Source organism: Vibrio sp. 10N.286.51.B11 (assembly GCF_041469245.1).
Taxonomy (GTDB): Bacteria; Pseudomonadota; Gammaproteobacteria; order Enterobacterales; family Vibrionaceae; genus Vibrio; species Vibrio crassostreae_C.
Window position 1 is genome coordinate 412,222 of sequence record NZ_JBFRKI010000007.1, and the last position, 15,303, is coordinate 427,524.

12 protein-coding genes are annotated in these 15,303 nt (G+C 45.1%); 2 read left to right on the plus strand and 10 right to left on the minus strand.

Annotation, left to right across the window (positions count from 1 at the left end; all coding sequences use genetic code 11):
* The first annotated feature begins 110 nt into the window (after positions 1–110).
* On the plus strand, positions 111–2,951 hold the full coding sequence (locus AB4154_RS04505; RefSeq protein ID WP_372122341.1) for an Hsp70 family protein: 2,841 nt from the start codon (positions 111–113) through the stop codon (positions 2,949–2,951).
* A 171-nt stretch (positions 2,952–3,122) separates the two neighbouring features.
* Here the strand turns inward: AB4154_RS04505 and AB4154_RS04510 are convergent, their stop codons facing one another.
* The 8 genes from AB4154_RS04510 to AB4154_RS04545 all read right to left on the minus strand — a co-directional run bounded on the left by AB4154_RS04510 (position 3,123) and on the right by AB4154_RS04545 (position 11,026).
* Positions 3,123–3,338, minus strand: a complete 216-nt coding sequence (locus AB4154_RS04510) for a hypothetical protein (RefSeq protein ID WP_017065431.1) — start codon at positions 3,336–3,338, stop codon at positions 3,123–3,125.
* 268 nt (positions 3,339–3,606) lie between these two features.
* Positions 3,607–4,080: a DUF2947 domain-containing protein gene (locus AB4154_RS04515; protein WP_017060433.1), complete on the minus strand. Its 474-nt coding sequence runs from the start codon at positions 4,078–4,080 to the stop codon at positions 3,607–3,609.
* Positions 4,081–4,244: 164 nt separating this feature from the next.
* Complete coding sequence (gene rimJ / locus AB4154_RS04520) at positions 4,245–4,832, minus strand: ribosomal protein S5-alanine N-acetyltransferase (RefSeq protein ID WP_017065430.1); 588 nt, start codon at positions 4,830–4,832, stop codon at positions 4,245–4,247.
* Between the two features lie 18 nt (positions 4,833–4,850).
* Positions 4,851–6,395, minus strand: coding sequence for a transcriptional regulator TyrR (gene tyrR, locus AB4154_RS04525; RefSeq protein WP_017067720.1), 1,545 nt, complete (start codon positions 6,393–6,395; stop codon positions 4,851–4,853).
* Positions 6,396–6,518: 123 nt separating this feature from the next.
* Positions 6,519–7,571 (minus strand): YcjF family protein, encoded by a 1,053-nt coding sequence (locus tag AB4154_RS04530; protein ID WP_372122343.1) that lies wholly within the window; start codon positions 7,569–7,571, stop codon positions 6,519–6,521.
* Positions 7,572–7,585: 14 nt separating this feature from the next.
* Positions 7,586–8,959 carry a YcjX family protein gene (locus AB4154_RS04535; RefSeq protein ID WP_372051713.1) on the minus strand — a complete coding sequence of 458 codons (1,374 nt, stop codon included), beginning with the start codon at positions 8,957–8,959 and terminating at the stop codon, positions 7,586–7,588.
* A 199-nt stretch (positions 8,960–9,158) separates the two neighbouring features.
* Positions 9,159–9,344, minus strand: coding sequence for a hypothetical protein (locus AB4154_RS04540; RefSeq protein WP_004734731.1), 186 nt, complete (start codon positions 9,342–9,344; stop codon positions 9,159–9,161).
* A 164-nt stretch (positions 9,345–9,508) separates the two neighbouring features.
* Positions 9,509–11,026, minus strand: a complete 1,518-nt coding sequence (locus tag AB4154_RS04545; protein ID WP_372122344.1) for a fumarate hydratase — start codon at positions 11,024–11,026, stop codon at positions 9,509–9,511.
* 254 nt (positions 11,027–11,280) lie between these two features.
* On the opposite strand from AB4154_RS04545, the gene pabB reads away from it, so the two are divergent.
* Positions 11,281–12,660, plus strand: a complete 1,380-nt coding sequence (gene pabB, locus AB4154_RS04550; RefSeq protein ID WP_102320449.1) for an aminodeoxychorismate synthase component I — start codon at positions 11,281–11,283, stop codon at positions 12,658–12,660.
* 162 nt (positions 12,661–12,822) lie between these two features.
* On the opposite strand, the gene AB4154_RS04555 is transcribed toward pabB, so the two are convergent.
* Together AB4154_RS04555 and AB4154_RS04560 are read right to left on the minus strand one after the other, a co-directional pair.
* A complete protein-coding gene (locus AB4154_RS04555) occupies positions 12,823–14,541 on the minus strand; it encodes an ATP-binding protein (RefSeq protein ID WP_102428579.1) in 1,719 nt (572 codons plus the stop codon).
* A 1-nt stretch (position 14,542) separates the two neighbouring features.
* Positions 14,543–15,085, minus strand: a complete 543-nt coding sequence (locus AB4154_RS04560; RefSeq protein WP_017060423.1) for a heme NO-binding domain-containing protein — start codon at positions 15,083–15,085, stop codon at positions 14,543–14,545.
* Positions 15,086–15,303 lie beyond the last annotated feature (218 nt).

Below are 15,303 nucleotides of genomic sequence, written 5' to 3' on the forward strand. Positions count from 1 at the left end.
ATTTCTCAATCTAGTCCTGCCTGTTTCTCAGGAATGACGTTTACGAGTAACAACAATAAGACCAAAGCTATCAAAAAACTGGTCATCACTCTGGAAGAATAAGGTTTTGTATGGCAACTCCTCGTTTTTTAGTCGGCATTGACTTAGGTACAACCAATACGGTTGTCGCTTACTGTGAAATCAACGACGACCTACAACATGCTCCCGTTTCTCTTTTCGATATTGACCAACTCATCGGCCCCGGTGAAGTGGTTCGCAAGCCCCTACTTCCATCCTTTCGTTACCACCCAGCACAAGGTCAAATCTCCCCTTCTGACCTGACGATGCCGTGGGAACCAAGCCCCGTTGAAGGCGATATTAAGAACGTTATCGTCGGTGAATGGGCTCGTGAATTAGGCGCTAAGGTTGAAGGCCGCCAAGTATCGAGTGCTAAGAGTTGGCTATCACACCAAGCGGTTGATCGTAACTCCGACATTCTGCCTTGGGCTGGCGCAGCTGATGTCGATAAAGTCTCGCCAGTTGTGGCGAGTGCAAGCTACCTCAACCACATTCGCCAAGCATGGAACTACCGTAACCCGAGCAACAAGCTGGAAGACCAAGATGTTGTGGTTACCGTTCCTGCTTCCTTCGATGAGACAGCACGTAAGCTAACACTCGAAGCCGCAGAACTGGCGGGCTTAGGTAAGATTCTATTACTCGAAGAGCCGCAAGCCGTTTGTTATGACTGGTATGCCCGTCACCAACAAACCGCAGCAGATGAACTTCAACAAATCCCACTGATTCTAGTGTGTGATGTTGGAGGTGGTACCACCGATTTAAGCTTAATTGAAGCCAAATTCGATGCGAACAGCGACGGTAATAACGAGCTCGCACTCGACCGTATTGGTGTTGGTGAACACTTGATGCTCGGTGGTGACAACCTCGATTTAGCGCTTGCTCACCTCGCTGAGCAACGCTTCAATCAAAACAAAAAGCTCAATGCCTCTAGCCTAACCAAACTGATTCAACAGACTCGCGCCGCAAAAGAGAGCCTGCTTTCTGCCAATGCGCCCGATGATGTAAAGATCACCATGCTGGGCAGCGGTTCAAAACTGCTTGGCGGTACTAAGAGTATTGGTTTAACTAAACAAGAAGTCCATCAAATCGCATTGGAAGGTTTCTTCCCGCTTTCTGAGTTTACTGAAACACCCGACAAACGCCGCAGTGCTGTGGTTGAGTTTGGTCTGCCTTACGTGGCTGACCCTGCGGTGAGTAAGCACGTTGCAGAATTCCTAGCAACGCACCAACAAGTGTCTAAAGCCGCATTGGAAAACTCAGACTCTATTGAGTTCGATGACACCAAACCTGCAATTCCAGTTGGCGTGCTGCTCAATGGTGGTGTGTTTAACAGTGAACTGGTAACAGAGCGAATTACTCAGCTACTGGGCAACTGGAACGGTTCTCCTATCACAGTGCTTGATAACCCTCATCCAGATTGGTCTGTTGCCCTTGGCGCGGTTGCCTTTGGTAAAGCACGCCGCGGTGCACAGCTGAAAATCGGTGGCGGTGCTGCCCGTTCTTACTTCTTGCATCTGCAAGAGAAAAACAAGATGGGTAAAGCGCTTTGTCTGCTTGCCAAAGGAACCGAAGAAGGCCAAGAGATACGCTTGAACAGCCGTCGTTTCTCGCTGACTTTAGGTGAGCCAGTACGATTTAATCTTCTGACTTCAACACACGATCAAATTGCTCATGACACCGCCATTCAAAACGGTGTGATGGTCAATGTGGATGCCGACTTTTTCTCCCCTCTCCCACCGTATATTTCTACGCTGGAAGGCTCAGGTACTGCAGAACTTCAAGCCAACCAAAAAGAGCGTGTTGAAGTACTGCTCGCTTGTCAGTTAACCGAAGTCGGCACATTGAAAATGGAGTGTGTGAGTATAGAAGATGACTCTAAGCGTTGGTTGCTTGAGTTTGAAGTAAGAAACAAGCAAGGCGATGAATCTGATACCTCCGCGCTTCACCCAAGATTGGAAGAGTGTAAGGAGTTGATTTCTCGCCTGTACAGCGGCAACAAGAAGAGTGCTGAATCGAAAGAGATCAAAACACTATCGAAAGATCTTGAGAAGCGACTAGGTAAACGCGATGAATGGGACTTCACGACCCTTCGTCATCTATTTGATACCTTCTCATTAGGTCGTAAACGTCGTCGCCGCTCAGAAGCACACGAGAAGAACTGGCTACGTTTGGCGGGATACTCGCTACGTCCTGGCTTTGGCGATCCGACTGACTCATGGCGTATCGAACAGATTTGGGGCCTTTACCAACAGAACATTCAGTTCAAGAACCACCAAGGCTGGACAGACTGGTGGGTATTCTGGCGTCGTGTCGCTGGTGGGCTAAACCAAGAGCAGCAAGAGAGTATCTTGGCTGACATCGCTAAATACCTTCACCCAGGTGCAATGAAGAACCCTAAGACAGCCAAAGATGCGCAAGATAATGGTTATGAAGCCATGGTCCGTTTAGCGGCGTCACTTGAGCAACTTGAGGTTGAAGACAAAGTGCTGCTGGCAAGTTGGTTCTTAAGCAAAGCGATCAACCATAACCAATTTGAACAGGCTCACTGGTGGGCGCTAGGACGATTAGCATCAAGAACGCCTTTGTATGGCAGCCAACACAGCGTAATTCCTAGAGAGCAAGCTGAACAGTGGTTACCAAAACTGCTTGAACAGAACTGGCATAAAGAGCAGATGATCGCCTTTGCCGCGGTGATGATTTGTCGTAAAACCGGTGACCGTCAGTTTGATATCTCTGATGACTATCGCTGTCAAGTGATTGAGAAGCTTAAGCAAAGCAAGGTGCCTGATTCATGGTTAACACTAGTGAGTGAAGTGACTGAGCTTTCTGAGAGTGAATCTAAGCGTGTGTTTGGTGATGCGTTACCAAGCGGATTAAGCCTAATCAATAACTAGGTTTGAAAACGATTAGCTTTCGTTGCTAATGGTAAAGAAGCTAGCAAGAAAAGAAAAAGCCACTTTCGATTCGTTGAAAGTGGCTTTTTTATTGGTGGCTTAAGGCTGGTATGTGTAATCGACTTATAGCTTTTTGGTTAAGAGCCTTAGCCGTGTTGCAGTTCATCATTGTTAATGTTTGGTTCCAGTTGGGTTGATAGGAAAATCCGTATTTTCATAAATGTCAGATAGTTTTTTCGGTTTATTCTCTTTTGCTCCTTTGTTCGATTGATTATGAGTTTCGCTTAAAAGCCATTCCTCATGCATTTTTGCTGAATCCAAAAACTCTGGATCCTCCATTGCTTCCTTGCGAAGTTTATTTACACGTTCGAGAGTATCCCAAATCATAATACTTCACCTCCACTAAGGCAGTAATATAAAGATAGCTCAACCCCATAAAACTTCAACCAACCCAATGAGATAGCGATCTCAATTTCGTAATTTACCCACTTTGAACGAGTGAAAATGGTCACCTTTGTCAGCACTCAAATAGTGGGCACTTCTCCATGATCTTCGAAGATCATTAGGCACAAAAAAAGCGAGCTCAATGCTCGCTTTTTGTTTATCTATCTGTTGCTCGGATTACCAGCACTAGCTCGATTAAATCACACCGAGGTTAAGCACGGTTACCAATTTTCACCTTGCCATTGGTAGCAAACCAAAGGGCTTCTGAACGACGACGACCGATTAGAATCGGGCCATCATCGTAGAACAAGAAGTTCTTCCAATGCTTCTTGAAAATCGCCCATTTGGTTTCAAGAACATTGTACTTTTCGTAACAAAAATAAACAGTTACGTCATCTTGCCAATCAATAAAGTTAAGAATCTCTTCTGGCATTTCAGGCTCATCCGCTTCCCAATGCGCCATCCAACTGATCTCTTCATTCCAGTTCGATGCTTTGCTTGGCCAGTCTTGCGAGCTCAGTCGTTCTGCGTCTGGGCTTTGAGGGCTCACGTTCTCTTTCCAGAACTGAGATGCTCTCGCCTGTGTCATTGGCTTAATCTTTTCCAAGTCCTCTGCCGGAAGCGGCATTGACTGGTGTGTGAAAATCCATTTTCTTTGGTATTCGTCCAAAGTTGTGTATGACATCAAAATTCCTCAAATATCTGCTCAGGCTGATGGATTTACCATGCCTATCTGTTCTTTTTGATGCAGCGGCGATTAGCAAAGCTTGATATACGCTGCGTCTAAATTTTGTTTACGTTTAAAAGCTATTTGCCTTTAACTAGTACTACGTCTTAGCAATATTGCCGCTAAATAACGCGTCTATCTTCCCAATTTGGGTTAACTAATGCTGTCAGTATATGGTCTTCCCATTTACCGTTAATCTGTAGGTAGTCTTTAGCAAAACCTTCTCGGACAAAACCAAGATGTTCTAATACGCCAGCACTGCGTTCGTTGTGAGGCATGTAGCCCGCCATTAAGCGGTGCATGTTCTGCACATCAAACATGTAGTCTTTGGCCATGTTCAAACCTCTGCGCATGTAACCGTGGCCCTGTGCACTTTGCGCCAATGAGTAACCGACATTACAAGCGTAGAACGGGAAACGAGACAAATTACTGAACGATATGGTGCCTAACATTTCATTAGAGTCAGCGTTAATCAGTAAACAGTAATAGCCTAGCCCCATTTTATGAAGCTCGTTTAACTTGATCAGTCGCTGCGCCCAACTCGCTCTATCAAAGAACGCGTCTTCGCGAATCGGTTCCCAAGGTTTCAGGTACTCTCTGTTAACCTGAAAGTACTCGCTTATCATGCCAGCGTCATCAATTTCAGCCGTACGTAGAATCAGATTACCATCATGCTTATAAATGCGCTCTGGTGTACTCAAATCTTCCATAATCTTGTTCTTATTCGATCAGTTCTTTCTGATACCGTAATCACGAAGCTTATTCGCAATTGAGGTATGAGAAACATTCAAACGTTTTGCTAGCTTACGGCTTGATGGGAAAGACTGATAAAGCTTCTCTAGAATCTGAGATTCATAGTCTTTCATGATCTCATCGAGCGAGCCGTCTAAGCTCAGGTTCGCCATTCCAGCCGTCATTGTTTCAAGCTGTGGCAAGTGGAATTGCTCAACCGTTAGCGTGTCTGAATCCAACTCTGTTAGTGCGCGTAGAACCATGTTGTCTAACTGACGAATGTTGCCCGGCCATTGGTAATTACCAAGCTGGTCGACTAACTCTTGAGTCAGTTTTGGTTTTAACATACCTAACTGCTGCGCGTACTTTGCAACGAACAGTTCCAACAGTGGCGCTACGTCGTTTGAGCGTTCACGCAATGCTGGAATAGACAGAGTCAGTACATTCAAGCGGTAGAACAGATCTTCACGGAACGAACCCGAGTCGGCTAATTCAGAAAGACGGTGGCGCGTTGATGCAATAATACGAACATCCGCGTGCATCTCTTCTTCTTCACCAACACGACGGAATGAACCATCTTGTAGGAAACGCAGCAGCTTGATTTGAAGATGCGGGCTCATCTCGCCAATTTCATCTAAAAATACCGTACCGCCATTCGCTTGTTCGAAAATACCTTTATGACCTTGCTCATGGTTGAATGAACCCGGCGCATGACCAAACAATTCCGTTTCCGCTACGTCATCAGGCATCGATGCACAGCTTAGAATCAAGAATGGGAAAGACGATCGATTTGAACGGTTATGACACGCTTTCGCCAGCATCTCTTTACCCGTACCTGTATCGCCTTCAATTAATAGAGGCTGATCCAGCATAGCCAATTTCTTAGCTTGGCTGATCAAGGCTTTATGGCGATTAGAGACACCAACAAAGTGTTCGAAACCTAGGTTGTTCTGTTCTGGGATTGAATCTGGCGAGTTCATCTCTTGATTACAAGAGCGAATCGTCATTACTGCGCTTGCCAGTACCGCTTCGTTGACATCACCACCAAGGTAAATCGGCAGGATCTCAATAGAGAAATCTAAACCATCTAACACGACAACTTCACGATGACGCGTTACATCGCCTTCGATCCAACGAGCAAAGTTAAAACTAGGAACAAACGTCGCGAGCGGTTCACCGATGACTGCGTCTTCTTGCTTATTAAAAAGGTTCAATGCAGCGTGGTTAGCCATATCGACTGAGCCTTTAAGGTCAATCGCAATAACAGGATCAGGTAGGTTTGCCAGCAGAGCAATCAGCTCTGTGTTATGCCTTTCGCTTGGCATAAATTGGATTTTACGTACATCCTTCACACCTGAAATTCGGCGAATTTCAGCCATAAGTTCACTAAAAGCATCAAAATCGATATCAGGGCAGTTTAGGTAAATAATACCTTTAACATCAATTTCGATTCCTCTTAAATCAATGCTTTTTGAGGCCAAGATATCGAGCAACTCACGTGTTAAGCCGAGTCTGTCTTCACACAATACTTCAAGACGCACAAATAGTCCTATTATAGGTGTCAGGATAAGTTGACAGTAGTGTGGATTAAGCTCTGAGTTCAGTCAAGAAGAAGAGTAAACATATGTTTACTCTTCTTCTCAAACTATTGAGCTTTAAATGCTTTATTTGAGAGTGATACGCTTTATTTCTGAAAGGACGGCTTTGCGGAGGTCTGCCAGTTTTACTTTTCTCTCGTTATGCCAAGGCATAGGTCGAAGCAATGTCATGGCTTTTAGACCCAGTCTTGCAGTAAGAATACCAACACCTAGCCCCTGCCCTGCTCGAGCTGAGACTTTGCCTGCAAGATCCATCGAGACGAGATCCATACTTGCATCAATTGCGAGTTCACTGGCTCCCGCTGCTGCCATGTTGATTAACACCAATTTAAATAGCTTAATCCTAGACCAGTAGCCAAGCTCAATGCCATACACATCAGCAAGCTTGTCGATCATGGTGAAATTTCGCCAAGCCACCAGCAACATATCAGCCGCCGCCAATGGACTCACTGCAACCAAAGCCGCCGATTCGGTCGAAAACTTAGTGACGATTTGAGTCGCTACTTTGTCTTGTTGACTCACGACTAACGCATCGTACATATCCAACACTTCTGCATCACTGTGTGCTGGGTTAATGCTGTTTCGCCACTTATCGTACGAAGGAGACTCAGCGATAATGCCACCTTGCTTGGCGATGTTTTCACAGAACGCTTTGCCCTTACCGACACTTTGACTTTGGAGTAGCTCTTCACTCTGCTCTTGCACACTAAAGTGATCTTTAAGTGAACGCAGTTTCCACAGCTCTTTGCCTATCGCGCCTAAACCCAATGAAGCAATGGCAGCAATAAAGCCTGCCCAACCTAACGCAAGCCAATCAGCAGTTTGAATTGCGGTAATGACCGATTCAATTGCTTGCCATCCAACTAGGCCAGAAAAAGCGACCAATAAACCCGTTCCAAACCACTTCTTCTTTTTGCTCGGTCGAATCACTTGTTCCAATTGCTGCTCAGCTTCACCATCAAGATCAGCTTTCACTTGCGGTGCGACAGGGACAAATTTCTCTTGCTCTGTGAACAGTTGTTGAGCGCCTAAATCCGGGCCAACGTCACTCATGTCTTGCTCATCAAAAGAGGTCTTCAACGGTTCATTAAAGACCTGCTTTGTTTTTAATTCACTCATTTTGATTGCCTCAATTACTTCAACTTGTCGCCAATGAGATACTCTAAAACCTTGTCGACTCTTAGATGTTGGCAAGGCTCATCGGAATGTTGCTCCATCGGTCTAAAGCTCGTGAAATCAAACTGGTTGGTTTCCCAATACTGTTTATTAGGCAACTTACGCGGCACCTCTCCCGGATACATGGTTTGAGGGACATTATCCAAAGTCACACCTTGCAACGCCGGAACATTGTCTGAACCCGACGAGATATAACCCGCGCTGGTCGCTTGAATAGACGCGATACTCATACAACTCATGTCGATGTGTTCAAACGCCGCCTGCTGCCAAGCCGGATGTACCATCTGTTGTAACAGTGACACCAAGTTCGGATGTTGATCCGGTGTCACGTGGTCAGCCTTGGTGGCTGCAAACAAGATCTTGTCGATCTTCGGCGCAAATAAACGTCTTAAGATATTGCTTCGACCGTACTTAAAGCTCTTAAGTAACTGTTCTAACGCGCCACGCATATCCATGAAAGAGTCATAGCCCGCATTAAGTGGCTGTAAGCAATCCACCAACACGATTTGTCTGTCGAACGTCGCGAAGTGATTCTTGTAGAACGCTTTCACGACCTTCTGTTGATACTCTTCATAACGCGCTTTCAGTACCGCATAGTTACTTGTTTTTGAGAACTTACCCTCAGGTGCGAGACACGGGAAGAATTGCAACACAGGCGCGCCTTCAAGCTCACCCGGTAATACGAATCGACCCGGTTGTACCCAATGCAGTCCGTTACTTTTACAAGTATGAAGGTACTGGGTGTAGCTATCGGCAATCGCGACCAGTTTCTTTTCGTCCGCTTCTGCTAGCAAATCGATATCACCACGCATTACGTTCCACTGTTGCGAGTAAGTTTCTCTGTCGCCTTTCAATGCGGCAAACTGAGATTGGCTCCAGGTATCGAAGTCCATATCCAGTAACGGCAAATCAAGCAACCATTCACCTGGATAATCGACAATATCGAGATAAAGGGTGCTGTTTTTACTCAGTAGCTTCTTTGCGCCCTTCGCAGGCTTATATTTGATGGCTAAACGAATCTCACTGACATCACGCGTTGGTACCGGCCATTCTGGTGGCTGTGCATTCAACGACTCCATCGCTTCATCATAAGAGAAGCGTGGAATCATCATGTTGTGTTGCGGGATACGCTTTGCGCCAATAATTCTTCCATCTCTCGCCGATGCAAGCAGTGGCAAGTTTTTGTGGGTAGACGTATGAAGAAGCTGATTAACCAGCGAAGTAATGAATGCTGTCTTACCCGCACGAGAGAGCCCCGTGACCGCTACTCGAATATGAGAATCCGTTCCTCTGCTTATAAAGTCACTCATTTCTTGAGTTAGGTGTTTCATTAGAACGACTCCGTGATAGTTAGGCTAGCTGGTTATGATAATAGAAAGGCAAGCCTACGTTCTTTCCCCGTTGGGATAGTTTGTATGCTTTTGCTTATGTTGATGAGTATGCAATACACATTCTTAATGCTAGATGAATAAAAGCCCCTGACTACATTCATAATCAGGGGCTTTAGAATTTTTGCACGATATCCGACGTCTAATCGTCTTCAATCAACTTGTAGATAACAAACAGTGCAATCTCTGCAATTAGCCAAAGCGCACATGTAATCGTCACGTATTTATTATCAAAGATACTGATCCCTTTCAAGATCAGGTCGTAGCCAACAAAAGCACCAATCACCACTGCCAAGATAATCTGTAGGATCTGAATAAAACGAGGCATTCCTCTCTCCTATGTTCTTATATCAAACTATGTGTTTATCACTATATCATTGATAATAAGACAAAAGTGCAGATAATGCTGCACTTTTGTCTTTAACTTTCTGTCAAAAATTGCAATTCAAACGCTGAAGTTAGCGACAATTACGATTTTTTGGCGTCGATTAATTACGCTTTCTCAGCTTCAGCAATCTTCACTTTCCACGTGTCAGGGCCGATCTGGTGTGCGTTCACGCCGTTAGAGTCAACCGCTACCGTTACAGGCATATCTTCAACTTCAAACTCGTAAATCGCTTCCATACCGAGATCTTCAAACGCAACAACGCGTGCTTTTTTAATTGCTTTTGCGACTAAATAAGCTGCACCACCAACCGCCATTAGGTAAACCGCTTTGTGCTCTTTGATTGATTCAACCGTTGCAGGGCCACGTTCCGCTTTACCGATCATGCCCATAATGCCAGTTTCGTTCAGCATCATGTCAGTGAACTTATCCATACGTGTTGAAGTTGTTGGGCCCGCAGGACCTACCGCTTCATCACCTACAGCATCAACAGGACCCACGTAGTAAATGAACTTACCTTTGAAATCAACGCCAGCTGGTAAGCCTTCGCCGCTTTCTAGCATGCCTTGAATACGTTTATGAGCAGCATCACGACCGGTTAAGATCTTACCTGACAGAAGAACCGTTTCTCCGGTCTTCCACTCTTGTACGTCTTCTTTAGTCACTTCATCAAGGTTAACACGGCGTGTATTTGCGCCCGCTTCCCAAGTGATGTCTGGCCACTCTTCTAACTTAGGTGGCGTTAGCTCTGCTGGGCCGCTGCCATCTAGCGAGAAGTGAACGTGACGCGTTGCTGCACAGTTCGGGATTAAGCAAACTGGCTTAGATGCTGCGTGTGTTGGTGCTGTTTTGATTTTTACGTCAACCACAGTCGTTAGACCGCCAAGACCTTGTGCACCAATACCTAGCTTGTTTACACGGTTGAAGATGTCTAGGCGAAGCTCTTCTTCTGCGTTCTCAGGGCCTTTTTCGATAAGCTCTTGAATATCGATGTGTTCCATCAAAGATTCTTTCGCTAGTACCGCTGCTTTCTCAGCCGTACCGCCAATGCCTATACCTAGCATACCCGGTGGACACCAGCCTGCACCCATTGTTGGCAGCGTCTTCTCTACCCATTCTGCAATATCATCAGAAGGGTTCAGCATAACCATCTTGGTTTTGTTCTCAGAACCGCCGCCCTTAGCCGCGATTTGAATTTCAACTTTGTTGCCTGGAATCATATTAATGTGGACAACCGCTGGTGTGTTGTCTTTGGTATTAATACGCTTACCTGCAGGGTCCATTAGGACAGATGCACGCAATGGGTTATCTGGGTTGTTGTAAGCTTGACGAACGCCTTCATCAACCATCTGTTGTACTGTTTGATCCGTTTCCCACCTAACATCCATACCGATGTTCACGAAACAAGTAACAATACCCGTATCCTGACAAATTGGACGATGGCCTTCCGCAGACATGCGCGAGTTGATAAGAATCTGAGCGATCGCATCTTTAGCTGCTTGGCTCTCTTCTTTCTCGTACGCTTTTTCTAGGGCTTGGACAAAGTCTAAAGGGTGATAATAAGAAATGTACTGAAGTGCGTCAGCGACACTGCTGATCACATCTTGCTTACGAATAACCGTCATTGCATGCCTCTTTATTGTTCTGGTTCCATGTGGGTTCACAGTTTGACTATATGTGCCAAATCGAATTAGGTGGTTTAGCTTTTTATTGTGTTGAGCTGTATTTAGTTGCTTTAGCAATCGCTTGCATAGCTTTAAACTAAACCACTTGGATTACTCCGTTCTAATCAAGAACCCATTTTATTTTCAATTTATGATACTCTTGCTTCCTCTCACACGCCATGCAGTGATCGAACTCTTTGTCACAAATTAAACAAATGAATAACAACGAATTTCGCTCTATCCAAATCAAGCCGCTTGAATATCAATCAACTTTAGCTAAACAGCTGTTTTCCCATATTGAAAACCTGCCGTGGGCAATGCTATTACGCTCCGCTTCAGAAAGCCACGTTGATAGTCGATACGATATTTTAGTTGCTCAACCCATCGCCACCTTCGAGACAATCGGTGCAGAAACGACCGTTAATGTTAATGAGACGTGCGAGGTTTCAGACTCTGATCCTTTCGAACTACTCGACCAATATCAGCAACAATTATTGCCTGCGACTAAAGAGCACACTCAGTTGCCATTCGTTGGCGGCGCTTTAGGCTATTTTAGCTATGATTTAGGGCGCAGAGTCGAGACACTTCCATCACTCGCAAAGCGTGATATTGAAGCACCTGACATGGCAGTTGGCTTGTATGAATGGGCTGTTATCGTTGACCACCAATTGAAAACGGCGTGTATTGTCGGTAGCAATATCGATGAACATCATGATTGGCTAATGCAGCAGATGGCTCAATCACACCTATCACATGCGCCCTTTGGGTTAACCACACCGTGGCAATCCAATATGAGCGAAGAGAGCTACGCCACTAAGTTCGATAGTGTTCAAGAGTACCTGTTATCCGGGGACTGCTATCAGATTAACTTAGCTCAGCGCTTCAATGCCCAATACCAAGGTAGTGAATGGCTGGCTTATGACAAGTTAGAACAGTACAACTCAGCGCCCTTTTCGGGTTTTATCCGTTTGGCCGACTGCGCAATCATCAGTGTTTCGCCAGAGCGTTTCTTAGAACTCAAAGACAACGTCATTGAAACCAAGCCAATCAAAGGCACACGACCTCGTTCTGAGGACCCGATGATTGATAATGCCAACGCGCAAGACCTAGCAAGCGCCGATAAAGATCAGGCGGAAAACTTGATGATCGTCGACCTACTTCGTAATGACATTGGCCGAGTAGCAAAACCGGGCACAGTGCATGTACCAAAGCTCTTCGATATTGAAAGCTTCCCTGCCGTGCACCACTTAGTGAGCACGATACGAGCGGACCTTGATGACCAATACTCTGCAACTGACCTTCTGAGAGCCTGTTTCCCTGGAGGATCGATTACTGGCGCACCAAAAGTTCGCGCGATGCAGATCATTGAAGAGTTAGAACCGCATCGACGTTCAGCGTACTGCGGCAGTATTGGCTACATCAGCCGAAATGGCAGAATGGATACCAGTATTACCATTCGTACATTAGTCGCCGAGAACAACACGCTTTATGCTTGGGCTGGCGGTGGTGTGGTATTTGATAGTGATTGTGCTTCTGAATACCAAGAAACACTGGATAAGCTGAGTCGAATTCTACCGATACTTGAAGATTGCTAAACCTAGTGTCATTAACTGCGAGTTCCGCGACTTAATGACGAGTTCCGTAGCTTAACGGCTAGCAAAAGTTCGATATAAAAAGAAACCGAAGGATCGTAAGATCACTTCGGTTTTTTAGTCTGTAAGTTAGAGTACATAACTCACAACGCTTTATTCGCGTGTTTAAGCGACCTTCACCGCAGAGACACCCCACTTCTTAAGCATCTCTTTCAGATCGTTGGCGGTGTAAGGTTTACTCAAAATGTCATCCATCCCACACTGAATACAACGTTCGCGTTCTTCAAGTGTCGTTCCGGCGGTCAGAGCCACAATAGATTTAACGTAACCCTTCTCTCTTAGCTTCTCTGTTGCTTCAAACCCGTCCATAACAGGCATTCTGCAATCCATGAATACAATATCGTATTCATTGTCTGACGCGAGTTCAAACCCTTCGACACCATTGCTTGCGATAGCAGGTTCAATCTCATGTTTACGAAGCATTTGCTGGATGATGATCTGGTTCATCTTAATATCATCAACCACCAGCACTTTAAGTAGTGACAATTCCGCCTCATACTCAAAGCCCTTGGCGACACTATCACTCTCTGCCGGAACATCGACAACTTGAAGAGGAATCGAGATGGTAAACGTCGTGCCTGAACCAACGACACTGGTCACCCCAATATCACCATTCATCAGAGCCACCAGTTTGCGACAAATCGCTAACCCAAGTCCTGTACCCTCATAGTTCCGACTACTTGAGTTATCTGCCTGCGTAAAAGGTTCAAACAGCGTCTTATGCGCCGATTCAGCGATTCCGACTCCGGTATCTTCTACAGAGAAAACAAATTGGTTTTTGTCCCACTCAATATCAACATTCACATGCCCTTCTTCTGTAAATTTAATCGCATTACCTATTAAGTTCACAAACAGTTGTGTGATGCGCTCTAAATCGCCTTGGAAATGGGAGGGAACGTTTGACGTAACACTGATATTGAATTCGAGCTGCTTCTCAATTGCTCGATTGACGAAGATGCTTTCAATCGTGTTTCTCAAATCACGTAGGGCAAATTTCTTTGGAATAAGCTCCAACATCCCTGCATTGATTTTGCTGTAATCCAATAGATCATTAATGATGGTTCGGAGAAACTCTCCAGATTGGCTCAGGTTGTTCACTATCTCACGCTGAGAGCTATTCAGTTCGGTATCACTGATCAACTCGGCACTGCCTAGTAAGCCATTAAGTGGAGTTCTTAACTCATGATTAATCATGGCCACAAAATCACGAGTTGCCCTTTCGGACTCTTCCGCTCGTTTACGTGATTCAATATTTCGGTTGATTGCTAGTTGATGGGTTAAGGCACTGCAGATAAGGTCCGTGACCAACAACAGTTGGCTTTGGATAAACTCGTAGTCTTGGTCTAACAACCTGACTCTGACGATTAACGCACCAACTATGACTTTTTCAACCTCTAAGGGCACGGTCAGTAGGTTGTCTTGCCAATGAGGTTCTTGAATGTCTTGCTCTAACACCTCGACAGTCTCATCGCCATAATCATAGGTCTGTAACTGAGGGATGAGCTTGGGAGGTAGAATCAAACGACTGGCTTCGATTAAGTAACTGTTAGTCACGTTGGTCGTTAGTTCAGATAGCATGACATCATCGAGATCATTTCTTAGAAACGCGCGCCCAAAATCAATCAACAGGTTGTCGATTTGTTCTTGGAATTCAATGCGGCGTATATTCGCGTTGGAGCGCTTTTCTAACTGACGCAAAGCAAGCTCAAGTTGTTGGTTAGCCTCGAACAGTTCGAGGCTCTTCTGTTCCAACAATCCTTCAGCCGCTTTTCTTGCCGCGATTTGACGCTTAAGCTTCTTCTCTAGGGCAGATGCCAGATCCATATTACTTTTCTACTTTGAGATTAAACCTAACCACGCTTTGGTCATCATTTTGTGGCGTCATCTCCACCGCGATAGATTCACCGTGGTATTCAGCACATCCTTCAATAAGCCCTAAGCAAACATGAGACATACACCTTGCGCTTTTGTAGTCAAAAACAAGTTGTGCTTCGGTCGTGGTGATAAAACTGAATTCAGGTGGCTCAGCATCCGGATAGAGCTTCTTCACTTCAACATGAATGTAACGCTCTACGTGCTGAATAAATTGAAAGGTGGTATTGCTGTGAGCAAGGCTCGCTTTATTCGGTAATGAGGCCAGTAAGTTCTTAAATACAGACTGCCCAAACACGCGTTGCAAGCTTGCCGCATCAATATCGGTTTTCTTACTCAAGTTGATAATCAACCTGACAAGGTCTTTGTGGTCGTAACTGCCGACCGACGTATAGATCCCTTCATCTTCTGACATTTCTAGAACTTCTTCCAAAAGCTCTAGCCCAAACTTGTCTTCAACAAGCTCTAAAAATTCGGTGAATATGATTCCTTTCATCTCATACCTTTTCTTCTATTTCTTTTTAGAATGGTCCACTAAGTTATTGTTATCAAATTCTTAAACAAAAAATCTACGTTTCGTCACCCAATTTTATGACATGGGTAACGCTTACTCGCCTGTATGCACATATTGAATATAGCAAAAATCGTCATTTTGAGGAGATTCATCGGTAAACAGCCTCTCATGACGCCCAATTGATAACTAAAAGAGGGAAA

What these genes read in the sequence shown, in the direction of transcription:
- AB4154_RS04505 (WP_372122341.1), top strand. Translation starts at nt 111, where the DNA reads ATGGCAACTCCTCGTTTTTTAGTCGGCATTGACTTAGGTACAACCAAT.
- AB4154_RS04510 (WP_017065431.1), bottom strand. Translation starts at nt 3,338, where the DNA reads ATGATTTGGGATACTCTCGAACGTGTAAATAAACTTCGCAAGGAAGCA.
- AB4154_RS04515 (WP_017060433.1), bottom strand. Translation starts at nt 4,080, where the DNA reads ATGTCATACACAACTTTGGACGAATACCAAAGAAAATGGATTTTCACA.
- rimJ (WP_017065430.1), bottom strand. Translation starts at nt 4,832, where the DNA reads ATGGAAGATTTGAGTACACCAGAGCGCATTTATAAGCATGATGGTAAT.
- AB4154_RS04530 (WP_372122343.1), bottom strand. Translation starts at nt 7,571, where the DNA reads ATGAGTGAATTAAAAACAAAGCAGGTCTTTAATGAACCGTTGAAGACC.
- AB4154_RS04535 (WP_372051713.1), bottom strand. Translation starts at nt 8,959, where the DNA reads ATGAAACACCTAACTCAAGAAATGAGTGACTTTATAAGCAGAGGAACG.
- AB4154_RS04540 (WP_004734731.1), bottom strand. Translation starts at nt 9,344, where the DNA reads ATGCCTCGTTTTATTCAGATCCTACAGATTATCTTGGCAGTGGTGATT.
- AB4154_RS04545 (WP_372122344.1), bottom strand. Translation starts at nt 11,026, where the DNA reads ATGACGGTTATTCGTAAGCAAGATGTGATCAGCAGTGTCGCTGACGCA.
- pabB (WP_102320449.1), top strand. Translation starts at nt 11,281, where the DNA reads ATGAATAACAACGAATTTCGCTCTATCCAAATCAAGCCGCTTGAATAT.
- AB4154_RS04555 (WP_102428579.1), bottom strand. Translation starts at nt 14,541, where the DNA reads ATGGATCTGGCATCTGCCCTAGAGAAGAAGCTTAAGCGTCAAATCGCG.
- AB4154_RS04560 (WP_017060423.1), bottom strand. Translation starts at nt 15,085, where the DNA reads ATGAAAGGAATCATATTCACCGAATTTTTAGAGCTTGTTGAAGACAAG.